This is a genomic window from Acinetobacter sp. M5A5_2a, assembly GCF_053345265.1.
Window position 1 is genome coordinate 182,322 of the sequence record NZ_JBKEZV010000006.1, and the last position, 25,966, is coordinate 208,287.

The 25,966-nt window shown below is 39.3% G+C and carries 24 protein-coding genes; 11 read left to right on the forward strand and 13 right to left on the reverse strand.

Annotation, left to right across the window (positions count from 1 at the left end):
* Positions 1-12: 12 nt before the first annotated feature.
* Both rpmG and ACLBWE_RS09635 read left to right on the forward strand, forming a co-directional pair.
* On the forward strand, positions 13-168 hold the full coding sequence (gene rpmG / locus ACLBWE_RS09630; protein WP_003654787.1) for a 50S ribosomal protein L33: 156 nt from the start codon (positions 13-15) through the stop codon (positions 166-168).
* Positions 169-318: 150 nt separating this feature from the next.
* On the forward strand, positions 319-2,028 hold the full coding sequence (locus ACLBWE_RS09635) for a cation:proton antiporter (protein WP_017391315.1): 1,710 nt from the start codon (positions 319-321) through the stop codon (positions 2,026-2,028).
* A 36-nt stretch (positions 2,029-2,064) separates the two neighbouring features.
* On the opposite strand, the gene ACLBWE_RS09640 is transcribed toward ACLBWE_RS09635, so the two are convergent.
* The 10 genes from ACLBWE_RS09640 to ACLBWE_RS09685 form a co-directional block, all read right to left on the reverse strand.
* A complete protein-coding gene (locus tag ACLBWE_RS09640; RefSeq protein ID WP_003654767.1) occupies positions 2,065-2,343 on the reverse strand; it encodes a hypothetical protein in 279 nt (92 codons plus the stop codon).
* A gap of 112 nt (positions 2,344-2,455) precedes the next feature.
* Positions 2,456-2,959, reverse strand: a complete 504-nt coding sequence (locus tag ACLBWE_RS09645) for a DUF6586 family protein (protein WP_003654765.1) — start codon at positions 2,957-2,959, stop codon at positions 2,456-2,458.
* An 81-nt stretch (positions 2,960-3,040) separates the two neighbouring features.
* Positions 3,041-3,403, reverse strand: a complete 363-nt coding sequence (locus ACLBWE_RS09650) for an ASCH domain-containing protein (RefSeq protein WP_447602551.1) — start codon at positions 3,401-3,403, stop codon at positions 3,041-3,043.
* 9 nt (positions 3,404-3,412) lie between these two features.
* Positions 3,413-3,652, reverse strand: coding sequence for an RNA recognition motif domain-containing protein (locus tag ACLBWE_RS09655; RefSeq protein ID WP_003654760.1), 240 nt, complete (start codon positions 3,650-3,652; stop codon positions 3,413-3,415).
* 72 nt (positions 3,653-3,724) lie between these two features.
* Positions 3,725-5,704 (reverse strand): ATP-dependent helicase, encoded by a 1,980-nt coding sequence (locus ACLBWE_RS09660; protein WP_447602553.1) that lies wholly within the window; start codon positions 5,702-5,704, stop codon positions 3,725-3,727.
* Between the two features lie 114 nt (positions 5,705-5,818).
* The gene (locus tag ACLBWE_RS09665) at positions 5,819-6,391 is read right to left on the reverse strand and encodes an HdeD family acid-resistance protein (protein WP_447602725.1); all 573 of its coding nucleotides are present in this window, start codon (positions 6,389-6,391) and stop codon (positions 5,819-5,821) included.
* 135 nt (positions 6,392-6,526) lie between these two features.
* Positions 6,527-7,285 carry a hypothetical protein gene (locus ACLBWE_RS09670; RefSeq protein WP_447602555.1) on the reverse strand — a complete coding sequence of 253 codons (759 nt, stop codon included), beginning with the start codon at positions 7,283-7,285 and terminating at the stop codon, positions 6,527-6,529.
* 88 nt (positions 7,286-7,373) lie between these two features.
* The gene (gene topA, locus ACLBWE_RS09675; RefSeq protein ID WP_447602557.1) at positions 7,374-10,010 is read right to left on the reverse strand and encodes a type I DNA topoisomerase; all 2,637 of its coding nucleotides are present in this window, start codon (positions 10,008-10,010) and stop codon (positions 7,374-7,376) included.
* 35 nt (positions 10,011-10,045) lie between these two features.
* A complete protein-coding gene (locus tag ACLBWE_RS09680; RefSeq protein ID WP_003654749.1) occupies positions 10,046-10,495 on the reverse strand; it encodes a hypothetical protein in 450 nt (149 codons plus the stop codon).
* Between the two features lie 148 nt (positions 10,496-10,643).
* Positions 10,644-11,021: a winged helix-turn-helix transcriptional regulator gene (locus ACLBWE_RS09685; protein ID WP_003654748.1), complete on the reverse strand. Its 378-nt coding sequence runs from the start codon at positions 11,019-11,021 to the stop codon at positions 10,644-10,646.
* 99 nt (positions 11,022-11,120) lie between these two features.
* On the opposite strand from ACLBWE_RS09685, the gene ACLBWE_RS09690 reads away from it, so the two are divergent.
* Positions 11,121-12,131 carry a zinc-binding alcohol dehydrogenase family protein gene (locus ACLBWE_RS09690; RefSeq protein ID WP_348949672.1) on the forward strand — a complete coding sequence of 337 codons (1,011 nt, stop codon included), beginning with the start codon at positions 11,121-11,123 and terminating at the stop codon, positions 12,129-12,131.
* A 55-nt stretch (positions 12,132-12,186) separates the two neighbouring features.
* Here the strand turns inward: ACLBWE_RS09690 and ACLBWE_RS09695 are convergent, their stop codons facing one another.
* Positions 12,187-12,432, reverse strand: coding sequence for a SlyX family protein (locus ACLBWE_RS09695; RefSeq protein WP_003654743.1), 246 nt, complete (start codon positions 12,430-12,432; stop codon positions 12,187-12,189).
* Positions 12,433-12,464: 32 nt separating this feature from the next.
* On the opposite strand from ACLBWE_RS09695, the gene ACLBWE_RS09700 reads away from it, so the two are divergent.
* The 4 genes from ACLBWE_RS09700 (at position 12,465) to ACLBWE_RS09715 (ending at position 17,663) form a co-directional block, all read left to right on the forward strand.
* The gene (locus tag ACLBWE_RS09700) at positions 12,465-14,375 is read left to right on the forward strand and encodes an ATP-binding cassette domain-containing protein (RefSeq protein ID WP_127493218.1); all 1,911 of its coding nucleotides are present in this window, start codon (positions 12,465-12,467) and stop codon (positions 14,373-14,375) included.
* A 232-nt stretch (positions 14,376-14,607) separates the two neighbouring features.
* Complete coding sequence (locus ACLBWE_RS09705; protein WP_003654740.1) at positions 14,608-15,240, forward strand: LysE family translocator; 633 nt, start codon at positions 14,608-14,610, stop codon at positions 15,238-15,240.
* Positions 15,241-15,356: 116 nt separating this feature from the next.
* On the forward strand, positions 15,357-16,292 hold the full coding sequence (locus tag ACLBWE_RS09710; RefSeq protein WP_447602562.1) for an LpxL/LpxP family acyltransferase: 936 nt from the start codon (positions 15,357-15,359) through the stop codon (positions 16,290-16,292).
* A gap of 270 nt (positions 16,293-16,562) precedes the next feature.
* Positions 16,563-17,663 (forward strand): glycosyltransferase family 4 protein, encoded by a 1,101-nt coding sequence (locus ACLBWE_RS09715; protein WP_447602564.1) that lies wholly within the window; start codon positions 16,563-16,565, stop codon positions 17,661-17,663.
* 54 nt (positions 17,664-17,717) lie between these two features.
* Here ACLBWE_RS09715 and gltP read toward each other — a convergent pair whose 3' ends face one another.
* Both gltP and ACLBWE_RS09725 read right to left on the reverse strand, forming a co-directional pair.
* Complete coding sequence (gltP, locus tag ACLBWE_RS09720; RefSeq protein WP_132070931.1) at positions 17,718-19,004, reverse strand: glutamate/aspartate:proton symporter GltP; 1,287 nt, start codon at positions 19,002-19,004, stop codon at positions 17,718-17,720.
* 698 nt (positions 19,005-19,702) lie between these two features.
* The gene (locus tag ACLBWE_RS09725) at positions 19,703-20,812 is read right to left on the reverse strand and encodes an endonuclease/exonuclease/phosphatase family protein (protein ID WP_447602567.1); all 1,110 of its coding nucleotides are present in this window, start codon (positions 20,810-20,812) and stop codon (positions 19,703-19,705) included.
* A gap of 187 nt (positions 20,813-20,999) precedes the next feature.
* Here ACLBWE_RS09725 and asd point away from each other — a divergent pair, with 187 nt between their 5' ends.
* From asd to ACLBWE_RS09745, 4 genes are all read left to right on the forward strand, one after another.
* Positions 21,000-22,118, forward strand: coding sequence for an aspartate-semialdehyde dehydrogenase (asd, locus tag ACLBWE_RS09730; RefSeq protein WP_003654731.1), 1,119 nt, complete (start codon positions 21,000-21,002; stop codon positions 22,116-22,118).
* Positions 22,119-22,266: 148 nt separating this feature from the next.
* Positions 22,267-23,619, forward strand: coding sequence for a type IV pilus assembly protein FimV (locus ACLBWE_RS09735; RefSeq protein WP_198496483.1), 1,353 nt, complete (start codon positions 22,267-22,269; stop codon positions 23,617-23,619).
* Positions 23,620-23,678: 59 nt separating this feature from the next.
* A complete protein-coding gene (locus ACLBWE_RS09740) occupies positions 23,679-24,932 on the forward strand; it encodes a hypothetical protein (protein WP_447602570.1) in 1,254 nt (417 codons plus the stop codon).
* A gap of 55 nt (positions 24,933-24,987) precedes the next feature.
* Positions 24,988-25,959, forward strand: coding sequence for an asparaginase (locus tag ACLBWE_RS09745; protein WP_447602572.1), 972 nt, complete (start codon positions 24,988-24,990; stop codon positions 25,957-25,959).
* Positions 25,960-25,966: the final 7 nt, after the last annotated feature.

Genomic DNA, 25,966 nt, shown 5'->3' on the forward strand with positions numbered 1-25,966 from the left:
GGAGTCTGAACAATGCGTGATAAGATTCGTCTCGTTTCTACAGCTGGTACAGGTTATTTCTATACCACGACTAAAAACAAACGTACTATGCCGGAAAAAATGGAAATCAAAAAATTTGATCCAAAAATCCGTCAACACGTGATTTTCAAAGAAGCTAAAATCAAATAATTTTAGCCTCGAAAAAAACGACTTCACAATGAGGTCGTTTTTTTTTGCATTTTTTTTATACCTGGCTTTTTTTTGTTAAACTTTCCACATATTTCGCCTTGGCATTTTTTATGCTTGTCTTTAGCCTAACTCACGTAAAAGGAGTTTTTAGTGCCGCATGACGTAGATTTAATTGTTTTACTTGCTGTTGGTTTCGGTGTTGCCCTCTTCTTTGGTTATCTTGCAGCCCGATTACGACTTCCCCCTCTTATCGGCTATTTAATTGCCGGAATTATTATTAGCCCAAATACACCTGGCATAGAAGCAGATATGCATCTTGCTAACCAGCTTGCAGAACTCGGGGTAATGTTTCTGATGTTTGGTGTAGGGATGCACTTTTCATTAAATGACTTGCTGCTGGTTCGACGTATTGCTGTGCCAGGCGCGATTTTACAAATTGCGGTCGCCACTCTATTAGGAGTTGGCGTATCCATGCTATGGGGATGGAGCTTTGGTTCTGCACTCGTTTTTGGCTTAAGTCTGTCGTGTGCGAGTACTGTTGTATTATTAAAAGCTCTAGGAGATCGGGGTCTTTTAGATTCAGTCAACGGTAAAATTGCTGTGGGCTGGCTGTTAGTCGAAGATTTGGTGATGGTACTTGTTTTAGTACTCCTTCCAGCTACAGCAGTTTTACTGGGCGGGAAAGCACCAGAAGGTGCAGATGGTAATATCTGGTTAACCCTTGGGCTTACTTTATTAAAAGTAGTTGGCTTTATTGCCTTTATGCTGATTGTAGGTAAACGCGTTGTTCCTATTATTATGCAGTTTGTTGCTCGTTTAGGTTCAAGAGAGTTATTTACTCTGACCGTTGTTGCAGCCGCTGTTTCAATTGCCTACGGATCTTATGCCATTTTTGGGGTTTCAATGGCATTAGGGGCTTTCTTTGCGGGTATGGTTGTTAAAGAATCAGACTTTAGCCACCGCGCAGAAGAAGAAACGCTTCCACTACGTGAAATTTTCTCAATTCTGTTTTTCGTTTCTGTGGGCATGCTGTTTGATCCACATATTCTGGTTGAACGTCCACTCCATATTTTGGCCGTTATCGCCATTATTATGGTAGGTAAAACACTTGCTGCAATGGCTTTGGTTTTATTCTTTCGCTATCCACTTAATACAGCCCTTACAGTTGGCGCGAGTTTGGCCCAAATTGGTGAGTTCTCATTTATTTTAGCAACTCTCGGTGTCTCATTAGGTTTATTAACTTTAGAAGCACAAAACCTAATTCTAGCTGGTGCTTTATTTTCAATTACGCTGAACTCTTTTATATTCTCTGCAATTGAACCAGTACAACGCTGGATTCGTGAGCGCTCTCACTTAGCTCGTCTTCTTGAACGTAGTGGTGACCCATTAGCAATGTTACCTGATGAAGTTGATCAAGCTTACTTACGCGATCAAGTCGTCATTGTGGGGTACGGCGGTGTGGGACGACGTATCACTGAAAATTTAATTAACGAGAATATTAAGGTCGTTATTGCAGAAGAAAATCGTGAAATCGTAGAAAAGCTACGTCATTCGAATATTGCAGCAGTCAGTGGTGTTGCAACTGAGCCAAGTGTTTTAATTCAAGCACATATCATGCATGCACGGCTCTTGGTGATTTCACCTATGGATATTCTAGATATTCACCGTATTGTGGCGATTGCTAAGCAATTAAACCCTCAAATTCAGGTGTTAATTTGCGCAGAAAGTAAAGAAGAAGCGGCTATCATTCGAGATGAGAATATTGGTGAAGTATTCTATGCTAAAGAGGAAATGGCAAAGAATATGAGCCATCATATAGTAAATCAGATCGAGCTTGCCCATCAGTCAACTATTCATTAACTGATATAAAAAGCGTACTCAAGAGTACGCTTTTTATTAGCTCAAGAATTTAGGCTGTTCATCTACTACCTCAGCCTGCCACTCATTTACCTGCTTCTCAAGCAGTCCAAACAATGCAGCCTGAATCATATGTTGGGCAACCACAGGTGTTTGTTCACCTAAGATTGCTTTTACTTCATCGCTAAATTGAATTTTGACCAAGGGTTCATTCTCAGAACCGGCATTACGCAAGGCAAGTTCACCACCTTCGAGTTGGACTAATTCCAACACTGCTTCTTGATTTCCAAATAACTCTTTCAATTGCTGTATAGACATATACTTCCTCCATGTTTCAACATGGTGGCAAAGCACCCTTGCACTTTGCATCTCTTGTCTTATTTATATAGGCACATCCACACCAAATTTCAAGCACTAGGACAGTTTAATTTTAGAACTCGACCATTTCATTACGAAAACCATCAATTAAATGGGTTAATTCTCGATGCCATTCACGCAAAATTTTGACATCAGGCAACCAAGATTGAGGACCTTGAGTTACTTTGATAATCAGGTTAGACGATGTCTCTTCTTCAGGGGTCGGCTCTTTTGGTTCCGGCGCATATTGGCACATACGATAAGCTCGCTTTAACTCAGCAACGAAACCATCTTTTGCCAATTGCTGCAAAACAGAGACTTCAGGAGAAACCTGCCCTTTTGCCGCCATATGTTCCTCAATAGATTTTAAGGTAGGTTGTAAATCATTTAAACGATAATAACGTACCAATTCTTGCAAGAAAGCTAACATTGCACCATGTAGGTGGAATACAGCTGCTTCACGGTGAGCTTGTATCTGCTGCACATGATCGGTCTGTTCAGCCTGTTGACACGCTAAGCGCGCAAAATAGAGCTTCTGATTGGTACGATCGGCATGATAACGAGCAACACGTGACATAACTAAACTTTCCTGTTCTAAAATCGCTATTGCAACAGCTAATCTTTAGCTTAACGACTCCATTAATAAAATCAACGTTATTTATGGTAAATCCAGCTCAACTTGATAAATTTTACGTTTAGCTAAAGTTTTTAAAGGCTGCTTTATAGGACGAACATTACTTAAAACCCAAGCAAAATATCCCTCGTCCCAAGCAGTTGCACATGCGGGCTCAATTTCATCATTTCGCCAAGCATGAATAGAGTCGATATCAACCAAAGCGACAGCAACTCCCTGTTCTTCATCAGTATCTTTAACCAAAAAATTTTGGTTCTCGACAATTAATAGATCTTTGATTGGCAGTTTTGTAGGTACCCATGAACGCACTTCAAGTGTTTTTATACCTTCAGCGATACGAGTACCATTTGGCGCGACAATCGAAAGAGCTAAAAACTGTCTTTTCACACTGAAGACTTATTCTTCAGCTGCTTTAACGCGAATTCCATTGCCTTTAACTTTAAGCAGGTTTAAGCCTTTAATTGCCTTAATTGCTTCACGTGGGTTAGGCATTTCAACAAAACCAAAACCTTTCGATTTACCTGTGTCTTTATCAGTAACAAGAACACACGTTTCAACTTTACCAAATGCTTTGAATAACTCTAAAATTTCAGTTTCACTCACAGCACGATCTAAATTACGAACTAATATCTTCATTTTCTAACCTTAATTGGCAATAAAAGGGAGCAGCCAATATATTTAAGTAATCACAGTGTCTTATACAGTAGTTTAATCCAGATCGATACCAAAACCTAAATTTACTGCAGGTGAACGGTTCCATTGCTTTTTAGTAAATGGCTGAGGTACTTGCCTATGAATCTTTGCCTGAACCAAATGTGCAGGAAGATCATTTAGGAAATAACTTTCGATTTTACGACCTTGTTCGTCATAATTGTCTTCTGACCATGTATTGAGGTTTTGCTTAGTCAAAATTAATTCATTTTCTGCACGTGTTAATGCAACATACAATACGCGGCGCTCTTCTTCGACATCATCAAAATCGCCTTGCGCTCTTGCATAAGGATATTGATTTGGTGATACATGAGGTACATAACAGACTTTCTGTTCAGCACCTTTAGCTGAATGAATTGTAATTAAAGTCACTAAATCCTGATCAGCTGCTTTTTCAATTTCAGAAACTGAAATAGGTTCAAGCACATATTCTTCAAGGAACTCCCCTAAAGATGCATGTTTACGTGCAAGTTGTTTGACCAAATCAAAATCTTTTAACCGGCGTGACCAATCTTTAGTTTTATAATTTTGCTCGAGTTGTTCACCTAAAGCATCGAGTGCTAAGCCAATACTTGCTTCAACATGCTGCTGCAATACATCTAACTGCTTTAAAATTAAAATAGCCTGTAAAGGAACTTTGCCATGACGTTCTAGACGATTGCAGCGCTCCTCAACATCAGCAATTCCCATCAGATCTTGAGCGAGCTTACTTGCACCAACATCACCAATACCATCCCACAAGGTTAAAAAACGCATCCACGCCAAATCATCGTGAGGATTGCTCACAATACGTAGCAGGCTAAGTACGTCTTTCACATGAGCAGACTCAAGAAGTTTTACCCCACCAATAAAACGGTAAGGTAATTCAGCAGCAATAAAAGCCCCTTCCAGATATCGTGCACTATAGCCAGAACGCACTAAAATCATATGGTCGTGCCAGCTTGCACCTTGCTGATGTCGCGTTATTAAGTCCTGTGCAATCCAGTTTGCTTCTTCATACTCATTACCAAATAGGTGTAGCTGAGGTTTTTGCCCTTGCCCACGATGTGCTTGCAGCTGTTTTTGATAATCAATTGGGCTATGTGCCAGCAACCAGTTTGATAAATCCAAGATTTCTTGGGTCGAACGGTAATTTAAATCCAGTGTATGAATGACTGCGTCAGGTATCCGCTCTTTAAAAGAATGGATATTTTCAAAGTCTGCACCGCGAAAACCATAAATCGACTGGGCATCATCTCCAACACAAAACAGCTTCACTTTGCCAATCAATGGTTGTAATAAAGCCCACTGCAAAGGATTGGTATCTTGCATTTCATCAACCAGCAGTGCCTGACAAAAACCTGCAACCCAGTTGGTGAGTGCTTCAGAATTTTGCAAATGGACAGCTACAATTGACAAAATATCGTCATAATCTAAAAAATTACGTTCTCTTTTACGTTGCTCATAGGTTTTCATCAAATCTGCAATTTGAGTCTTATGCTCATAGGCTTCTGGAAGCTGTTTGATTAATGCTTCAGAAAGTTTTGTTTGAGTATTTCGGGCATAAGAATATAAATCGCATAGCTCTGCGGCTTTAGGTAAGACGTTATCTTTGTCTTTGCCTCTTAATAAGCGAAACATGAGCAACTGATCATCACGATCAATAATACTAAATTGATTTAACCCAAAAGCTTGTGGATTACGGCGCAGTAAATACATACAAAAAGTATGAAAAGTTGAAGCTCTCAGACCCTTTGCCTGTGCTCCCACATGTTGCTCTACTCTTGCAACAATCTCACTCGCAGCACGTCGAGTAAAAGTTAAAATCTGAATTTGGTTCGCTGGTAAGCCTTGATCAATTAAATAGGCAGCACGAGCAACAATCGTTTTAGTCTTGCCACAACCAGCACCCGCCAAAACTAAACAGTTCTGCGCAGACGTTGTTGCTGCTTTTTTTTGCTGAGCATTTAGTTCATTAATTAATTTTGCAAGACTCATAACACATATCGCTAACACACCAAGGCATAGTTTAACAGAGCCCAGCAAAGATGGGTCTGCCCGTCCTAAAAACAAAAAGAGCACTTAAAGTGCTCTTTGAGTCGATATTATTTTTTAAGATACTGTTTTTGAACTAGATGGAAGATATTTGATGGCTGAAGCTAAACCAAGGAAGTTAATTCCCTGAAATAAGATATCAACAGCAAGGAACATTCCCAGCACCCAAAAAGGTGAATCTTTAGAAACCAAAATTAGAATACCTGTAAATAAGGTGAGCAGTCCTGAAAACAAGGTCCAGCCCCATCCTGTAATAGGCTTAAGTAAAATTGCATTTATAGTACGTATAGCACCAGCAATGATAAGCGCTATAGATAATAGGCTTGTCAAAACCACAGCTGTAGTGACTGGAGTAGAAAAAGCGTAATAGCCAGCCATGAGATAAAGCACACCAAACAGTGCCCATAGCCATCGGCTTGCACCTTTAAAAACACTCATAGCTGCGACAAGATGCAAGACACCGCCGACCATCATAAGTATTCCAAATAAAAAAACGACCGAAAAAGTCGCAAATGGCAATGAACTAAATAAAATCAGACCAAAACCAATAAGCACAAAGCCTAATATCAAATACCATTTACGGTCAGCATGTAACTGATTACGTACCAAATCATTACCTACAGTTTTCATCATGGCTACTCTTATTATCAGGTATTAGAATTTCATCTACCTAACAATAGTGATGTACTTCACACTTTTTGTCTGTATAAAATCTGCATCGTTTTTTAACAATTGATGTGGATAAAGCAGTATTTATCCACAGTTTTATTTCACCCAGCCAATTTCTCGGGCAGTAGGTAAACCTATGATCGTTTCTTGTAAATTATTGGGCATTTTACTACTCTGCTCAGATAAGGCAGTGCGACCTCCCATAATTTCAGCTTGAGTTTGCGGATAAAGAGGAATTTTTTCTGGTTGAGCATAACCTAGAGGATAAATCGGCTGTCCTGTTTTTAAATCATATTTATCCTGTGCTCCAAAGCCATGCAAAAGCTCATGAACGATGACGACTTGATTTTGTAAAGCTTGTGTTTTGGTCGCAAATAAATTAACACTACCAATGCGACCTTTTTCTAAAGCAGTCGAATGGATCAAGACTTTCTGATAATTTGGATCATAATAATTTAAGTAAAGTTTGAGTGAGGCTCCACTATCTTCAGGTTGTTGTTGGCGCCATGCATAAAAACGAAACTTTAGGCTCCACCACATAACATGCAAGATATTGGCATTTTCAGGAACCTCTGGTGGTCGTTGCTGTAACTGTTGTCCTAAACGAATTACAAAGTTTCCTGTTTGCCCATGATAATGCTGTGACCATTCATCTAGATAGTTTTTAATTGCCCAAAAATCTTCATTTTTCAATTGATCAGTATAAGTCTGTGTTGTCTGTAAACCATCAGCATTCACTGGATGTAGAACGACTACAACTGTGTGATTCCAGTCTTGATTTTGATCTCGCCATGCCTGAACAGCAACAATCAATAAAATAATTAATAAGCATAAGACCCGAATGTTTTTCCACATTCTTATTCCCCATAAAATTAAAATTTTCTTTTATTGTTTTAGATATAAAAAATGCTAGCTGAGCTAGCATTTTTTATAGTGGGCTTGTTTAACCCTCAACCCATTTACCATCTTGATAAATCAGGCTCCATTTGGTTTGTTTACCCTCTGGTGTTTCCGAGCCTACATATTGTGATTGATTCTTACGACTGAATTTCACAACTGCTGGATTACCTTCTGGGTCTACATCTGGTGCTTGCAAAATAAATTGATATTTCGGATCAAGTTGAGCTGCAACACTACGTAACTCTGCTACTTTTGGTGCGCGTGTTTCACGAATTTTCGGGAATTTACTCGCTGCCAAGAATAAACCTGCTGCGCCATCACGTAACACAAAGAAGTCATCATGTTTCACTGAACGTAGGTGTTCCATCTTGATCGGTTCTACACGTGGAGGTGCAGGTTGACCACTCTTCAAGACTTTACGTGTATTGTCACAGCTGGTACAAGCGAAATATGGACCAAAACGACCCGTCTTAAGCTGCATTTCACCATCACATTTGTCACATGGGATCGTTGGGCCATCATAACCCTTGATCTTGAACTCACCTTCTTCAAGCTCAAAACCATCACAGTCCGGGTTGTTACCACATACGTGCAGTTTACGACCACCATCAATCACATAGCTGTCCATGGCTGTGCCACATTTCTCACAGCGATGCTTTGACATCAAGTCTGCTGTTTCAGCACCATCATCATCAGATAGAGCAGCTAACGACTCAACAGGTGTTAAGTTCAGTGTACCTTTACAACGTTCTTTAGGTGGCAAGTTATAGCCAGAACATCCTAAGAATACACCAGTTGTACCCGTACGAATCTGCATTGGACGTGAGCATTCAGGGCAATGTACTGCAGGTACTTCAACCGGTTGGTTACGGCGCATTCCCTGCTCACCTTGAGCATTAGTTAAACGTTTTTTAAAGTCGCCATAGAAAGTGTCTAGTAACTCTTTCCAGTTACGCTCGCCTGTTGCAACTTTATCAAGCTGACCTTCAAGATCTGCCGTAAAGGCATAGTTCATCAAATTATTAAAACTTTCATCCAGACGATCCGTCACAATTTCACCCATTTTTTCGGCGAAAAGACGACGGTTTTCTAACTTAACGTAACCACGTTCCTGAATGGTAGAAATAATAGCTGCATAGGTCGAAGGACGGCCAATACTACGTTTTTCAAGCTCTTTAACTAAAGATGCTTCAGTAAAACGTGCAGGTGGTTTAGTAAAGTGCTGACTTGGATCTAACTTTTCTAATTTTAAAATTTCGCCTACTTTAATTGCAGGTAAAATAATATCGTCATCTGACTTATTCGCTCCACGTACTTTAGTGAAGCCTTCAAATACAAGCGTACGGCCTTTCGCCTTTAACTCAACATTCGCTGCTTCAACAATCAAAGTAGAAGATAAATATTCTGCTGGAGTCATTTGACACGCAACAAATTGACGCCAGATCAAATCATATAGACGTTGAGCATCACGTTCTACACCCGCAAGTTGATCGCCAGTAAGCGCAACATTTGACGGACGAATCGCTTCATGGGCTTCTTGAGCACCCGCTTTGTTACCATAGCGGTTTGGCTTTGCAGGTATATATTTTTCACCATATTGGCTTTCAATATGTGCACGTACCATGCTTACTGCATCATCACTCAAGAAAGTTGAGTCAGTACGCATATAGGTAATAAAACCTGCCTCATACAAGCGCTGCGCCAGCATCATGGTTTTCTTTACAGAAAAGCCTAAACGCGTACTTGCAGCTTGCTGTAACGTTGAGGTGATATAAGGTGCACTTGGATTGACCTTAGTCGGTTTATCTTCACGCTGTGCAACTTTATATTCAGCACCTTTTAAAACATCTAATAAAGCATCAGTTTCAGCTTTATTTTTCAGTTTAAGGGTTTTACCAGCCTGTCTAAATGCTTCAAGACGAATATCATCTTTTTTGGACTGAGTATCTGCAAAAACTTGCCAATATTCTTCTGGAATAAAAGCACGGATTTCACGCTCACGCTCTACAACCAGTTTCACTGCTACTGACTGCACACGTCCGGCAGATAAACCACGGGCAATTTTTTCCCAAAGTAATGGCGAAACCATAAAGCCCACTACACGGTCTAAGAAACGGCGTGCTTGCTGAGCATTTACACGATTTAGATCTAGACGTGTTGGCTGTTTAAATGCTTCTTGAATGGCATTTTTGGTAATTTCGTTGAACACCACGCGGTGATAACGACTGTCATCACCACCGATAACTTCTCTTAGGTGCCAAGCAATGGCTTCCCCTTCTCTATCCAAGTCCGTTGCGAGATAGATTGCATCGGCATCTTTGGCGAGTTTTTTGAGTTCAGCAACAACATTTTCTTTACCAGGCAGAACTTCGTAATGAGCTTCCCAACCATGTTCAGGATCAACCCCCATACGATTAACTAAAGCCTGACTAGCTTTTTGTTCTTTTTCGGCTTCGGTGAGTTTAGTCCGGGCAGCCGGCTTTTTCTCTGTTGATTTACTGCCGCCTGTTGGCAAGTCACGTACGTGACCTACAGAAGACTTTACAATGAATTGCGAACCCAAATATTTATTGATGGTTTTCGCTTTGGCAGGCGACTCCACAATCACTAAGGCACGTTTAGGTGCAGCAGGTGCAGTAGATGCTGTGCTTTGAGATGCAGAGCGCGAGGTATTCGCCATATAAAATGTTATTCCTATACCAATAAATTTAAAAATCAGGCTTTAGCCAAGGCCAACAGATAAGCCTTCATCTCATCTAATTGTGTCGCTCTTAGGTCTGATTCCTCATCCCAATAAAGCCCTACACAGTTTGCCTGCATATCAATAGCATAAATCCCTTTTAATGCAATGGGAGAATCATTAAATTTCTCATCACCCTGAATTACTTTTAACTTGCCGTCTATAACGCGAGCACGCATTAAAGATAAACGGGCATCAGGAATCAATACACTATAATAAGCAACCATGCTGGCACGTTTTTCAGTAGCCATTGGGACATGTGTCCATTCAGGTGCAACAATTACACGTGGATGCAACCCTATTTTACGGGCTTTATCTCGCATAATACCAAGTGCCTTTTCACGTGGGCTCACTCTTAAACCAAAAATGGAGCCTAGTACGAAAAGAACAATGATAACGGTAACCCAAATTCCCATATTGTCCATAGCAAAACCTATTAATCTCTTTTATTAGAGTTGCATAAGCTGACCAGAAAACGCAAGTTACATCATAAAAATAATGCCCGATAAGATCGCAAGGCCCAAAATATCGGTATTTCAAGGTGCAAATTGCCGTGAGATTATTTAAATATGTTTAAGGGTTCTGATCGCTCGCAACCAATGTCAATTTACCGAATTGATCAAGATGGGCATCTCCCCATAGTTTTAAAGCAAACAAAATTTGCTCTAGACTCCGCCCTAAATCAGTTAGAGAGTACTCAACCTTAGGCGGAACTTGAGGATAAACTTCCCGATGGATAATTCCGTCTTGTTCTAACTCACGTAACTGATTTGTCAGCATTCTTTGAGTAATGCTTGGAACACGCTTTCGGATTTCATTAAACCTTAAAGTGCCTTCATTAAATAAATGCCAAAGAATGACGCATTTCCACTTTCCGTCAATCAAACTAATGGCTGCCTCAACTGAACAACCAGGAGAACAATCAAAACTTGAATGCCGTGCTTTTGCCATTTTACAGTATCCTTTTTGACACTATGAGCGTTATTTGTCTGTAGTCACCAAATTTAAGCTTACGTTATGATCAAACTCCCAACAAGAGGAATTATTATTATGAAAGCTGTGGCATACCAAAAAGCAGGTCCCATTACATCGCCAGAGGCACTCGTTGACGTCGAACTAGAGACACCTGTTGCAGAGGGCCATGATCTACTTGTTAGTGTTCAGGCAATTTCTGTGAATCCGGTAGATACTAAAATTCGCAACAATGTGAATGCAGAGAATAATCAATGGAAAACTCTTGGTTGGGATGCGGTAGGTGTCGTTGAAGCAATTGGAGATCAAGTTTCACAATTTAAAATCGGAGATGAAGTCTGGTATGCAGGTGCACTCAATCGCCAAGGCAGTAATAGTGAATTGCAGTTGGTTGATGAACGTATTGTGGGCCATAAACCAAAGACCTTAGAACCAAGAGAAGCAGCGGCCCTTCCTTTAACCGCAATCACGGCGTGGGAAATGTTATTTGATCGGTTACAGGTCCCAAAAGCTGCCCCAGAAAATACATCCATATTAGTGATTGGTGGGGCTGGCGGTGTTGGTTCAATCACAATTCAACTACTCAAGCAACTGACTAACCTAACGATTATTTCTACCGCTTCACGAGCAGAAACTAAAGAATGGATTAAACAACTCGGTGCTGATTATGTACTAGATCATAGTCAACCTTTAACAGCACAAATCAAGCAATTAGGTTTAAATGCACCTTTATATGTGTTTTCGACCACTCAAACAGATCGACATTTATCAGATATCGTAGAGTTGATTGCACCACAAGGTCATTTTGGCTTAATTGATGATCCGGCACAGTTAGATATTAAACCTTTTAAATCTAAGTCTGTATCAGTGCACTGGGAATTTATGTTCACTCGTTCTATGTATCAAACCCAAGACATGGTTAAACAAAGTGAGTTACTCAATGAGGTTTCCGAACTTGTTGACGCAGGTAAAATCAAGACGACTCTTTCGCAAGTTTTAAGCCCAATTAATGCTCAAAACCTAAAACTGGCTCACCAACAAATTGAAAGTGGTACAACAAAAGGGAAAATCGTATTACATGGTTTTTAAGCAAAATTAATAAATATCCCCTAATAAAATGGCAAGTATTGAACTTGCCATTTTATTAATAGTGAGGAGGTTTATTGGTTAATGGGTCAAAAGCGGCAATACCTTCTGATAAATCCGATGATTCCATACGTTGATAAAGAAATTGCATTTGTTTTTTTAAATCAGCTATTTCTTGGGTCTGAATAGCGAGTTGTTGATTTAATTCTTCAACTAAATCATCCAAAAATGTAATTCGCACTTGCAAATCTTCAATGGGTGCGGACAATGACGCTTGATCATCATGATATGGTGGTTTAGTCATTTAAATCCTCATTTGAGATTCTGGAAAACATTATGGCCTATATTACCCTAAGGGATGTCCAACTTGCTTTTGGCGGACCTGCCTTGCTCGATGGCGCGAACTTTAATCTAGAACGTGGCGAACGAGTCTGTTTAATTGGTCGTAATGGTGAAGGTAAGTCTACTTTACTTAAACTGATCGAGGGAAGCCTATTACCAGATTCTGGTGAAGTTTCCATTCAAAATGGTCTAACTGTTTCAATGTTAGCCCAAGACGTTCCAATGGACTCTGGCAAAGTAGCTGACATTGTGGCAGATGGTGCAGGAGAAGCTTCAGAAGTACTCAGAGCGTATCATGAAGCGACTGACGCTTGTATGCTAGGAGATATGGAAGCCTGTGACCGTATGGGTAACCTTCAGCATAAGCTAGACCAACTAGACGGTTGGGCACTCGAAAATAAAGTAAATGCTCTTCTAAGCAAAATGGGACTTGATCCAAATGCAGACTTAGCAGACCTTTCTGGTGGACGTAAACGCCGTGTCTTACTTGCACGCGCTTTATTAACTCAACCGGACGTATTACTTCTAGACGAACCAACGAACCATTTAGATGTTGAAAGTATTGAATGGTTAGAAAAGTTTTTACTCGATCAAAATAATTTAACGCTTCTGTTTATTTCGCATGACCGTTCTTTTGTAGATAGTATTGCAACTCGAATTGTGGAACTCGATCGAGGCATTCTACGAGGTTATGAGGGCAATTATTCACGCTATTTAGAGCTCAAAGCTCAGCAAATGGAAGCAGAAGAAAAACAGAATGCTTTATTTGATAAAAAATTAGCTGAAGAAGAAGCTTGGATTCGCCAAGGTATTAAGGCACGTCGTACGCGTAATGAAGGCCGTGTTCGCGCTTTAAAAGATTTACGAGAAGAATCTAAAGCACGTCGCTCACAACAAGGCAAAGTGAGTATGGCAACTCAAGATGCAAATCGCTCGGGTAAATTAGTATTTGATATCGAACATTTAAGCGTAGCTTACGATGACAATTTACTGATCAAAGATTTCTCTACCCTTGTTATGCGTGGTGATCGTATTGGCTTAGTAGGTGATAACGGCGTTGGTAAAACGACATTGATTAAAGCCATTTTAGGTGAACTCGAACATGGCGGTTCAGTTAAAACAGGTACACAGTTAGAAGTTGCCTATTTTGACCAGTTGCGTAATGCCTTAGACCTTGAAAAAACAGTCATGGCAAACGTTTCAGAAGGCTCTGACTTCGTTGATGTAAATGGCAACCGTCGTCACATCTACAGCTATTTACAAGACTTCTTATTTTCACCTGAACGTGCCCGTACTCCAGTAAAAGCACTTTCTGGTGGTGAACGAAATCGTATCTTACTGGCTAAATTACTACTCAAACCATCCAATCTAATTGTAATGGATGAACCAACCAATGACTTGGATATGGTGACTCTTGAGCTACTTGAAGAAATGTTATCTGATTATAAAGGTACGTTGCTTCTCATTAGCCATGACCGTGCATTTATGGATAACGTAGTAACATCTACATGGGTATTTGATGGTAAAGGCAATATTGCTGAGTACATCGGTGGCTACCAAGACTATTTGCAACAACGTCCAGATGACAAAGTAGTAGATCAGAAATCTGACGTTAAAAAAGCTCAGGCAAAAGCTGAAGCAGACAAAGCTGCCGCCCAAAGTACCGTTAAAAAGGTCAAACTGAGTTATAAAGATCAGCGTGAACTTGAACAATTACCCGCTGAAATTGAAAACCTAGAAAAGGAGCAAGCAGAACTTTCTGAGAAACTTGCAGATGGTTCATGGTTTATTAAAGATGCTGATGCAGCAACAAAAGCAAGCCAACGTCTTACAGAAATTGACGAGTTATTACTTGAAAAATTGGAACGTTGGGACGTGCTTGAACAAATGAGTAAAGGAAACTAATCAGCTTTACTTTGCAAAAAAGAACGTAAAAGAGCCTCCTTAAATTAAGGGGGCTCTTTTTTTATATTAAGAATATAAGCTTTTTTAAAATCAAAGCTTCTATATCACATTCCTATAATGGATTATATCTTCGCTATTTTTAGTATTTTAAAATAGCCTTGTGCTTGAATATAAGACTTATAAAAATAATTATGTTATATGTATATGCATAATAATATTGGAGTGATTTCGCATGCTGGAGCTTTCTCAAATTTTGGCATTTGGACTAATTTGTTTGGCGATGGTACTCACTCCTGGCCCCAATATGATTTACCTGATTTCCCGCTCAATTTGCCAAGGGAAAACAGCAGGATTTATCTCTTTAGGCGGGGTAGCTGCAGGTTTTATCTTTTATATGCTTTGCGCATCTTTTGGTATTACGGCGTTAATTGTTGCTGTTCCCTACGCCTATGACACTATTCGTATTGCGGGTGCAATTTATTTACTCTGGCTTGCATGGAAAGCACTACGCCCAAATGCCTCCCCTATTTTTAATGTAAAAGATTTATCAGTAGATTCCCCAGCTAAACTTTTTTTAATGGGTTTTGCCACAAACTTGCTTAATCCTAAAATTGCCATTATGTATTTATCTTTACTGCCACAGTTTATTCACCCACAACAAGGCAGTATTTTATGGCAATCAATTCAACTTGGTACGATTCAAATTTTTGTAAGCGTTTCAGTAAATGCTCTTATTGTACTTTCCGCAGGTAGCATTGCACTTTTTCTACAAGAAAAGCCTCTTTGGGCAAATATACAACGCTGGCTCATGGGAACTGTATTAGCAGGACTTGCTGTTAAAATTCTTTTAGAAAATCGCCGATAACCCAGCCTTCTTATTTCAAAATCTCTTAACACTCAATTGAACAGTGTATTACGACGATAAATTCAGTTCGTGATACACTTTTGCCAGTTTTAATTTTTTGAAATCTTTATATCGTTATGAGCCAAAAGCAGCCCTATACGCCCGGTGAATTTCAATGGTCCTTTTTACTGCCTAAATATTGGGGTGTTTGGATTTCTATTGTTTTTTTAATGCTTTTGGCTATTTTACCATGGGCCATACAATGGCGTCTGGCGCATAGCGTAGCTCATCTGGCTTGGAAATATCTAAAATCACGCCGTAAAACAACTATTCGTAATTTAGAAGTCTGCTTTCCTGAATGGTCTGCCGATAAAGTTCAACAGCAAGCTCAACAAGTTTTTGTCGATATGATGCTTGGCGTGTTTGAAACCTTAAATGCGTGGTACAACCCGCGCTGGTTTAAAAACCGAGTCACTATTGAAGGTTTAGAGCACATTACCAATGCTCAAGCTCAAGGCAAAGGTGTTTTATTACTTGGGACTCATAGCACGCTTCTTGATGCAGGCGGCTATCTTTGTGCTCAATATTTTGAACCTGATGTTGTCTATCGCCCTCAAAATAATCCATTACTCGATATGCTTATTTATCGTTGCCGTGGCACCATCTATAAAGCACAAATCGATCATGATGATATGCGTGGTTTAATTCGTCATCTTAAAGATGGCGATGCAATTTGGTATAGCCCAGATCAAGACTTTGGACTCAAACAAGGTGTTATGGCACCTTTCTTTGGTGTACCTGCTGCCACAGTCACTGCACACCGCCGCTTATTGAAAATCTCAAAAGCAGTCGCCGTGCCTTTATATTTCTATCGCCATGGAGATATTAAGAACCCCAAATATCATGTTCTGATTGAACCTGCGGTCGACAATATGCCAAGTGAAGATGAAGTTGATGATGCAACACGAGTCAATAAAATTATCGAAAAACAACTTCGAATCGCACCGACTCAATATATGTGGTTCCACCGCAGATTTAAGACACGTCCTGAAGGATATGAAGAAATCTATTAAGATAAAGCTGTAATGATCTTAAATTAGTAGTAGGCACAGCCTCGATTTAAAGTGATATTCAAATAGTTTCGAATAGGCAGACCTTACTTTTTAGGGATAAAAAGTAAGCAAAAATCCTTTGTTCCGCTGATGTTACTTCCTTGTAACACAGCGAAACGGCGACATCCATGTCGCTATCACGATTGTGAATTCCAGATATAGATTTATTGTTTGAGATGACGATGTATCTATGAATCATCCATCTTCTAGGAACTTATAAGGCAAAAAATAATGAAAGTGATGCAACTTCTCCCAGAACTCAACAGCGGTGGCGTAGAACGCGGCACACTTGAAATCGCACGTGCGCTTGTTGCACAAGGACATCAGTCATTAGTCGTATCCAACGGCGGGCGTTTAGTCTCACAGCTCGAAGCTGAGGGTTCTAAACACTTAACGCTACCGATTCATAAAAAGTCACTTTCAAGCTTGTGGCAGATCCGGCCTTTACGCCAGCTTATTGAACAGCATCAACCCGACATTGTTCATGTACGCTCTCGTGTACCAGCATGGTTAACTCATTTTGCTTTAAGAAAAATACCTACACATAAACGCCCGCATCTCATTAGCACGGTACATGGCTTCTACTCAGTCAATCGTTATAGCGCAATTATGACTCAAGCCGAGAAAGTCATTGCTGTTTCTGACAGCGTGGTTAAATACATTACTGACCATTATAAAAATTGCCCTCCCCAAGATATTGTTCGGATTTATCGTGGAATTGACCCAACCGCTTTTCCGCATAACTATCACCCTCCAGCGCAATGGTTTAATCAAGTTTTTAATGACTTTCCTGAGCTCGAAAATAAGTTTTTACTTTGCTTGCCTGGCCGTATTACGCGTTTAAAGGGCCATGAGAGTTTAATTGAACTGATGCAACAGCTTCAGTCGCAATATCCACAACTACATGCGGTTGTTGTTGGTGGTGCTGACACAAAAAAACAAGCCTATTTAAGTGAGCTGCAAAGCACCATTCAAAGTAAAGGACTCGCAGATAAAATTACCTTCGTAGGGCATCGCTCAGATATACGTGAATGGCTCGCTTTTAGCGATATTGTGCTCTCTCTATCCAATCAGGCAGAAACATTTGGCAGAACAGCCTTAGAAGCGCTCTCAGTAGGTACGCCAGTCATTGGCTGGAACCGTGGAGGTGTTGCCGAGATTTTATCTAATGTGTATCCACAAGGTCTTGTTGAAGTAGGAAATGAAAAGGTTTTAGTGGAAACTGTGGAAAAGCATATTGAACAGCCTCAAGTCGTTGCCCCTGTTACCATGTTTAGCTTGAAAGACATGTGTGATCAGACACTGGCCCTATATGAATCTGTACTGAAATAACCTCATAAAAAAACCCGCGATCAACGCGGGTTTTTACTACAATAACAAGGCAGATTATTTATAAGTTGCCTCATAAGCTGCTGCTTTCTCGCTGTCGTATTGTTTTTCCCATTTACTAATCACAAGTACTGCAAGCGCATTACCTACAACGTTCAATGCGGTACGCGCCATATCCATGATACGGTCAACACCAGCAATAAATGCTAAGCCTTCAAGTGGAATACCAACTGTATGTAACGTAGCTAATAACACCACGAATGATACACCAGGAACACCAGCAATACCTTTAGAAGTAATCATTAAAGTTACAACTAAAAGAACTTGTTGACCAATTGACATGTCAATACCATAAAGCTGCGCAATAAAGATAGCTGCAATACTTTGGTAAAGTGTTGAACCGTCAAGGTTAAATGAATAACCCGTTGGAATTACAAAACTAGAAATTGCTTTTGGTGCACCGTAGTCTTCCATTTTTTGCATAATACGCGGTAGAACAGTTTCCGAGCTCGCTGTTGAGTAAGCTAAGATCAGTTCATCTTTCAATATTTTCATTAGAATAAGGATATTGATACCGAATATTTTTGCAGTGATTCCTAAAACCACAAAAGCAAAGAATAAGATAGCTACGTAAACTAATACCACTAATTTAGCTAATGGAATTAATGATGCGAAACCGAAGTTCGCAACAGTTACAGCGATCAAACCAAACACACCAAATGGTGCATATTTCATAATGATGTGTGTCACACGGAACATTGTTTCTGACACAGCATGAAATACGCTTAACAATGGATCTTTGGTCTTCTCTGGCAATGAAGATAAACCAATACCAAATAACACGGCGAAGAAAATCACTGGCAACATTTCGCCATGTGCCATCGAGTTAATAATATTGGTTGGAATCATTGACAAAACTGTCTGTACCAAACCATGCGATTGAGAACCAACTTCTTGAGCTGTACTCTTATATTGAGAAATATCGGTTTGAACCAGTTGAGACATATCAATGCCTGAACCAGGATGGAAGATATTTGCCGCAACCAAACCAACTAAAATGGCAATCGTGGTAATAATTTCAAAATAGAGAATGGTTTTAAAACCAAGACGCCCTAAACTTTTCGTACTGCCAACACCTGCAATACCTAAAATTAAGGTAGAGAAAACGATTGGAATAACAATCATTTTGATCAGGCTAATAAAGATCTTACCCATTGGTGTAAGAACATTATTCACAATACTATCTTTGATTTCAGGCTGGTTATGTAAAACAGCCCCTACAACTATCCCTAGGACTAAAGCAATTAAAATTTGCCAAGCAAGGCTAAATTTAAAATTCTTCATAAGACAATCCTTATGCACCGCAAAGTATCAAATATGAGAGGGAGAAGACCACTAACTAAGAGTGAAACCTCAATATGTACAATAATTTCCAAACAGAAATTTAAATGCACAAACAAATCACAACTCGCCGATCCGGCGAAATAAACAACAATGCCTGTTGACGATCCAACATGTCAACGATCGGCACATTCTATTGAGATTTGCCAATTAAACAACCCCAATTTATATCTAAATAGATCAAAGCCTATATTTATTCATCAATAATCTATAAAAACAAAAACTTATCAAAAAAAAAATTTGTATCTATTTTCATTGAAAATTGCTCAGATATATAAAGAACTTATGAACTATTACCTATAGTTAAATAGCTTTTTAAATTAAGATTAACTTAACAATATTTCTTTTATTTGCAATGAATTAAATAAGGTATATATATAATATTAACCCGAGTTCTGCGTCCTGCAAAACTCGGGTAAATGAGGTTGTGCTTTCAGGTTAATCGTTATTTTTATCGTTTCCGTTCCAACATCTAATCCATGATGCTATTCCATATCAGCTTTGTGTATCCTTACGTGGGATCGTCCATTCCCGTTTCCGTGTGCCGATGAATGTAGAATAAGGTTTTTATAATCCCCTGCCTATTCGCCCTAGACTCAAATCTTTGTACGATATTGCTTACATTAATTTTTATATTCTTTTTATTTATAAGGCTGCGCAATTTTATCACTCACAATTTTTTCTTCTTTTTCAGCCTTTGCAATACCTTCCTGTATGGCACTTTGGGCCTCTTCATCATCGTTTTGAGTTTGCTCCAATTCCTCTTGAACTTGTTCAAACACCCGACCAGTCTGCAAAACGACATATACAGGAAAATGATCCGATCCAATATGTGGCAAACGCTGCATTTTAACCAGACCAAAATCGGTACTATGAAAAATATGATCTAAAGACCAACGCAACAATGGATAATCTGCATGGAAGGTATTAATGAAATGTCGCCCAACCCGTGGATCAAGTAGCCCGCTAATACGTTGAAATAAACGTGTAGTACGTGACCATGCTACGTCGTTTAAATCCCCCATCACAATACAGCTTTCATCTAAGTCTTTAATCTGATCTCCAACAATTAAAAGCTCTGCATCACGTAAAGTCGAATCTTTCGCCTCGGTTGGACTCGGTGGCTTAGGATGCAAACAATAGAGTTGAACTGGCATACCAGATCGTAAAGTCACCGTGGTATGAATAGAAGGAGTTTCATCACTTAAAATAAATTTCACTTCCGTATTTGATAAAGGTAAACGGCTATATAAATGCATTCCGTATAAATTATCTAAAGGCACTGGAACGCGATAAGGATAATCTTCTTCAATTTCTTTTAAAGCATTTTCCCACGTCTTATCACTTTCCAGTGTAAGCAACAAATCTGGTTTTAATTGAGTGATCTGCTCAAGAAGTAAATGATACTTATCATTAGGGGTTAGAACATTCGATACAATTAATGAAATTTGCTTTTGCGGGTCTAACTGAGATGATCTCACCTGTTTAACCTGTTTTTTCCAGAGCAAGGTATAAGGCAAAACCATTTTAAGCTGATACGCTATGGCAGCGATGAGCACAGCAAGCAATATTTCACGCCATAGATTCCATTCGGTCGGCCAAAACAACATCCCGACAAAGGCTAATAATCCAACAAATAGAATCTGCAAACGCGGGAAATCGGCGCCCCGAAACCACCACTCATCACGAGGAATAAGTGACCAGAAACTTAACCAAATCACTAGACCAGTTAGAACTTCGATATAAATCATTGAATTTTCTCTTTTAAGATGATTTGGTTTTTAAAGTTTTTGTCATCTTTATCAATTTTTTATGTAACATAAACAAGATATTCTACTCAATAAACATGGTGTTTTGTTTCTGTAACGCTTGCAGTTGTGGACACTTTTGATACACTCAACTCCCCCTAACAATTTTAACGCACCGAGGCAAAATGACATGAAAGTAGGTCTGGTCGGTTGGCGCGGGATGGTCGGTTCCGTCCTTATGCAACGTATGGTTGAAGAGAATGATTTTGCTCATATTGAGCCATTTTATTTCTCTACCAGTAATGCAGGTGGTGAAGCTCCTTCATTTGGTGGTAAGACTGCCCCAGCACTTATGGAAGCTACAGACATTAATAGTCTGAAGCAAATGGATGTCATTATTACCTGTCAAGGTGGTGACTATACGTCTGAAGTTTTCCCACAGTTAAAAGCAACTGGCTGGAATGGCTACTGGATTGATGCAGCCTCAACTTTACGTATGTCAGATGACGCAATCATCGTTCTTGACCCAGTAAACCTTAACGTTATCAAAGATGGTTTGGCTAACGGCACCAAAACTTTCGTAGGCGGTAACTGTACTGTATCGCTTATGTTGATGGGTTTAGGTTCACTTTTCCAAAACAATTTGGTGGAGTGGATGACTGCTATGACTTATCAAGCAGCATCAGGCGCTGGCGCACAAAACATGCGTGAGCTAATTACTGGTATGGGCTACTTATATAACAATACCAAAACGTTGCTAGATGATCCTAAATCTGCAATTTTGGATATTGACCGTCAAGTTGCCGAGTTACAACGTGGCGAAGGTTTCCCATCTGCTAACTTTGGCGTGCCATTAGCTGGATCGTTGATTCCTTACATTGATAAGCAACTTGAAAGCGGTCAGTCAAAAGAAGAATGGAAAGGTCAAGTTGAAACCAACAAGATCTTGGGTAACTCACAAATTGTTCCTATCGATGGTCACTGTGTCCGTATTGGCGCGATGCGTTGTCATTCTCAAGCATTGACGATCAAGTTGAAAAAAGATGTCCCACTTGATGAAATCGAAGATATGATTCGTACTTCAAACCAATGGGCGAAAGTTGTACCAAACACTCGTGAAGCGTCTATGACTGACCTTACACCTGTTGCTGTAACTGGTACCTTAACTGTACCTGTTGGCCGTTTGCGCAAACTTAACATGGGTAAAGAATATTTAGGCGCATTCACAGTAGGCGATCAGTTACTTTGGGGTGCTGCTGAACCTTTACGTCGTATGTTACGTATCTTAGTAGAATACAAAAGCTCATAATTTGGTCTGAATTATTCAGTCAAAACAAAAAGCCGATCACATTAGATCGGCTTTTTCGTAACTGGTTTGTGAAAAATTTACAATTTATTTACATTTCATTATTGTATAATTTTGAACGACTTTACGACTTATTAGGTCATGGATTGAGATGACTGTTTATAACAAATTAAAAATTGCCATTTTCACCATTATGTCTTCGCCATCTATTTATGCGATTACATTAGACCCTATACAAATTCAGTCCGCACCCGGCGATTTGTTATATGCAGAAATGAACTTCCAGCAAGCTGATCCCAATTCTACTTTGCAAGTCAGTTTAGCAACCCCCGAAGATTTAAGTGCTTTGGGTGTGACTCATCAACCTCCGGGAAATCTTAATTTTTATACACGACAAAATGGTCAAGGCTCTGGGGTTATTGTCATTACCTCATCCCGTCCTGTTATTGATCCCGAGCTCAATATTGTTGTAAAAATCAGTGAAGGTTCTGCAACTCGTTTACAGCATATCAAAACTGTAATTAAGCCTTCTGCTATAAAAAAGACCGAAAATAACGAAAGTACTTTATCGCCTCAGCTTATTGTGAATGAAAAAGATATTGCTTTAAATCTGCCGGAAAGTACCCGATATACTTCATCTGCTCCTGCCCTAGCTACCACTAACTCGAATAGTGAACAAAACCTGAATATCAAGTCTGGGACTGTCCCAACGATAAATACAAATTCATCTGCGCCACTTAGCGAAAACTCTTCGGCTCAACAAGTTGTAACAAGCACTATTCCTGATCAGGCAGCAACAAAAAATCAAATTACATCTGCTATTAAGAAGTCAGATGCAAATAATTCGCCAAAAACACCAGTTAAAAAGTTAGCAGTACAAAAGAAATCTGTTCCATCCAAAAATCTCAGTCAAAATGCTGCAAAGAAACAAACCATAAGTCCATCTAGAGGACCAGTAACTTCAGGTAAATATGTAGTACAACACAATGAGTCTCTATGGAGCATTGCTAATCGTATTGCAGCGAAAACCAAACAGCCAGTTGCGAAAGTCATGCACGATATCCAAAAACAAAACCAGCATGCTTTTATTCAAGGTGATGTAAACCGTTTACGTCAGGGAATCGCTCTAAAACTCGCCCATACTCCTGTCTCTAAAACTCAGCAAAATAAATCAAAAACAGAAATAACGCATACTGCAAAATCACCTTCTGGCAAAGCTAAATACCGTTTGCAACAAGCAGAAATGAGTATCGTGGCTGAAAACAGCCAAAATTCTACACATGGAAGTGCTAAAAAGAGCACACAACAAAGTCAAAACAATACTGAGTTAGCAGTAAAAGTTATGACAAAAAGAGAAAAAAACGTTACATTACAAAGGAATGTAACCAAATTAAATCAAACTTTACGGTTAAAAGACCAACGTATTCAACTTTTGAATGCGCGTTTGGCAGAGTTACAACAGCAGTTACAAGCACAGCAAAACACTCACAAGCAAAAACATTAAGTTAAAACCAGAGTTAGCTCGCTTTATATTGCAAATATTTATTTTTTAAGGGGAAAGTAATGTTATATGTGATTCCGTTCATCATATTGCTCGTGGTCGCTGTTATTTTTAAAAAACGCGAGAATAGCCAGAAGCAAGAGGCCACCTCCCCTAAAACGGTAAATAAAAAAACCAATAAAAAAGCAAATTCTAAATCGAGTAAAAACTCGCGTGAAAAAAGTAAAGTAAATGTGGTAGAAGAAACTCTTCCACCTATTCCACAAAGCAGCCCTCTTCCAGAAGCTGTACGTCAAAAAATCAAACAGCTCATTCAAGAAAAGCAATATTCAGCCGCTGAAGCTCAAGTAAATCAGGCGCTAAAAAAAGATAATACTCAACATGAGCTTTATTTATTATTGCTTGAAGTTCATATTGCACAGAAAGATGAATTTGCCATAACACAACTGATTAGTCATATTCGAAGTCTGGCATTGCATGAAATCGTGACTCAAGCCGAAACTAGACAAAAAGAATATGAGTCATCAAGACAACCTGATGCTATCGATTTCCCTCAAGCTCAAACACACGAAGAGCCAAAAAATACACCAGACACAACAGCTCAGTTTGACCAGTTAACAACAAGTTCTTCTGAAGCTTCTTTTGATGACTTGCAGAAAGACTATACACCTGTAAAGCAAGAACCTGCTGTTGAAGTTGAACCTCTGGAATTTAATTTCTCATTTGAGCAAAAAACAACAGAAGTCGATTCTGCTAAACCTGAAGATAAAATTAGCACTGAAACAACCAGTGAAACAAATGACTTAAATACTTTAGAGTTTTCATTTGATTTAGAGTCTATCCCAAATAAAGCAGAAAAGTATCTTGAGACTACCTCTGAATTGACTGTTGAAACAATCAAAGTTGATACAACCTCTACACCAGACATTGATCTTGATTTTAGTAATTTTTCAATAGACAAAGAGTCTGATTCACAAAGCAATAACTCTCAAGAAATCGTCTTAGAAGAAAATATTCAAACTCAGCCATTATCAGTTGAAACCCTTGAGTTTTCTTTAAATCCTATAGAGTCTGAAGATAATCAACCGAATTTAAATGAATCAGAACTTAGCCCTGAAAACAACGACCCACTTGTTCAGGCTTTTCCAGAATTAAAACAGTTAGATGAAAATGAACTCGACTTAAAACTTGCAGAGCAATATATCAGTTTAGGTGCTTACCCAGCAGCGCACGCCTTGTTGGCAAATAATGAGCAAAAATTCAACACAGAGCAACAACAACGCGCGAAAAATCTACTAAATCGCATAGCTTCTTAAGGCTGATCGTTTTACCATAAGCAGTCAAAGATGACTGCTTTTGTGCCTGAAAAAGATGAAAAAAATAGCCTTATTTTATATGGGTGGTACTTTTGGCTGTGTAGGTGAACCTTTAGCGCCTATGCCATATGACCAATTCTTACCTCAACTTGAAAAAGTTATACCACCTCACTTAATGGTCGACTGTTTTGCTGCCCCAAATATTGTAGATAGCAGTGCTTGTACAGCGCCCGACTGGCTACGTCTTATTCAACGCATACAACAACTACAACTTGAAGGCTATCAGCACTTCGTCGTTATTCATGGTACAGATACTCTCAGTTATGCTGCAGCGACTCTAGCTCGTTTTCTAGGCCAGAGCTGCCATATAGTTATTACTGGCAGTCAATATCCTCTCCTGAATATTCAAGGAAATGATACCCGTGAGTTTACCGATGCAATTGATAATCTATATCTTGCATTAGAGCAGGCGATTAGCTTACCTGTGGGTACTTACCTTGCTTTTCATCATCAAGTATTTCATGCCCAAACTGTGTTAAAGACACATACGACTGAACTTGACGCTTTTTCCGGTCTTAAAGCTGAGTCTGAATTTACACCTCAGCAAAACGGGTTAATTCTGCAAGATACGCAAATCGAGCGTGCAGCATCTTTTCAAATCTTGAATTGGATGATGCAACCTATTGCAACCACTCAGCTCGTTCAACAATTACGAAATTTACTGCCAGCCCCACCTCAATTTTTAGTATTGCAAGGTTTTGGTACTGGAAACATAGCTGTTAATCAAGAGTTACTAGCAACATTAGATGAGCTCTATACAAATGGCTGTGTTCCGATTCTTACGACTCAGGTGACCTTTGGTGGTATTGATCAACGCTATGCAATTAGTGAGTGGACGAAAACTGCAAAAATTGTCATTAGTGATGCACATAGTCATGCAGATCTCTATGCAAAAGCACTTCAAATCTATTTAAAATACTCAACCCCAGAACAGTGGCTCAGCCATTGGAACGAAAATTTGCATTAAATAGAGG

Excerpts from the sequence above, each read along its gene's own strand:
- rpmG (WP_003654787.1), top strand. The coding sequence starts at position 13 with ATGCGTGATAAGATTCGTCTCGTTTCTACAGCTGGTACAGGTTATTTC.
- ACLBWE_RS09640 (WP_003654767.1), bottom strand. The coding sequence starts at position 2,343 with ATGTCTATACAGCAATTGAAAGAGTTATTTGGAAATCAAGAAGCAGTG.
- ACLBWE_RS09645 (WP_003654765.1), bottom strand. The coding sequence starts at position 2,959 with ATGTCACGTGTTGCTCGTTATCATGCCGATCGTACCAATCAGAAGCTC.
- ACLBWE_RS09655 (WP_003654760.1), bottom strand. The coding sequence starts at position 3,652 with ATGAAGATATTAGTTCGTAATTTAGATCGTGCTGTGAGTGAAACTGAA.
- ACLBWE_RS09660 (WP_447602553.1), bottom strand. The coding sequence starts at position 5,704 with ATGAGTCTTGCAAAATTAATTAATGAACTAAATGCTCAGCAAAAAAAA.
- ACLBWE_RS09665 (WP_447602725.1), bottom strand. The coding sequence starts at position 6,391 with ATGAAAACTGTAGGTAATGATTTGGTACGTAATCAGTTACATGCTGAC.
- ACLBWE_RS09670 (WP_447602555.1), bottom strand. The coding sequence starts at position 7,285 with ATGTGGAAAAACATTCGGGTCTTATGCTTATTAATTATTTTATTGATT.
- topA (WP_447602557.1), bottom strand. The coding sequence starts at position 10,010 with ATGGCGAATACCTCGCGCTCTGCATCTCAAAGCACAGCATCTACTGCA.
- ACLBWE_RS09680 (WP_003654749.1), bottom strand. The coding sequence starts at position 10,495 with ATGGACAATATGGGAATTTGGGTTACCGTTATCATTGTTCTTTTCGTA.
- ACLBWE_RS09685 (WP_003654748.1), bottom strand. The coding sequence starts at position 11,021 with ATGGCAAAAGCACGGCATTCAAGTTTTGATTGTTCTCCTGGTTGTTCA.
- ACLBWE_RS09690 (WP_348949672.1), top strand. The coding sequence starts at position 11,121 with ATGAAAGCTGTGGCATACCAAAAAGCAGGTCCCATTACATCGCCAGAG.
- ACLBWE_RS09695 (WP_003654743.1), bottom strand. The coding sequence starts at position 12,432 with ATGACTAAACCACCATATCATGATGATCAAGCGTCATTGTCCGCACCC.
- ACLBWE_RS09700 (WP_127493218.1), top strand. The coding sequence starts at position 12,465 with ATGGCCTATATTACCCTAAGGGATGTCCAACTTGCTTTTGGCGGACCT.
- ACLBWE_RS09705 (WP_003654740.1), top strand. The coding sequence starts at position 14,608 with ATGCTGGAGCTTTCTCAAATTTTGGCATTTGGACTAATTTGTTTGGCG.
- ACLBWE_RS09710 (WP_447602562.1), top strand. The coding sequence starts at position 15,357 with ATGAGCCAAAAGCAGCCCTATACGCCCGGTGAATTTCAATGGTCCTTT.
- ACLBWE_RS09715 (WP_447602564.1), top strand. The coding sequence starts at position 16,563 with ATGAAAGTGATGCAACTTCTCCCAGAACTCAACAGCGGTGGCGTAGAA.
- gltP (WP_132070931.1), bottom strand. The coding sequence starts at position 19,004 with ATGAAGAATTTTAAATTTAGCCTTGCTTGGCAAATTTTAATTGCTTTA.
- ACLBWE_RS09725 (WP_447602567.1), bottom strand. The coding sequence starts at position 20,812 with ATGATTTATATCGAAGTTCTAACTGGTCTAGTGATTTGGTTAAGTTTC.
- asd (WP_003654731.1), top strand. The coding sequence starts at position 21,000 with ATGAAAGTAGGTCTGGTCGGTTGGCGCGGGATGGTCGGTTCCGTCCTT.
- ACLBWE_RS09735 (WP_198496483.1), top strand. The coding sequence starts at position 22,267 with ATGACTGTTTATAACAAATTAAAAATTGCCATTTTCACCATTATGTCT.
- ACLBWE_RS09740 (WP_447602570.1), top strand. The coding sequence starts at position 23,679 with ATGTTATATGTGATTCCGTTCATCATATTGCTCGTGGTCGCTGTTATT.
- ACLBWE_RS09745 (WP_447602572.1), top strand. The coding sequence starts at position 24,988 with ATGAAAAAAATAGCCTTATTTTATATGGGTGGTACTTTTGGCTGTGTA.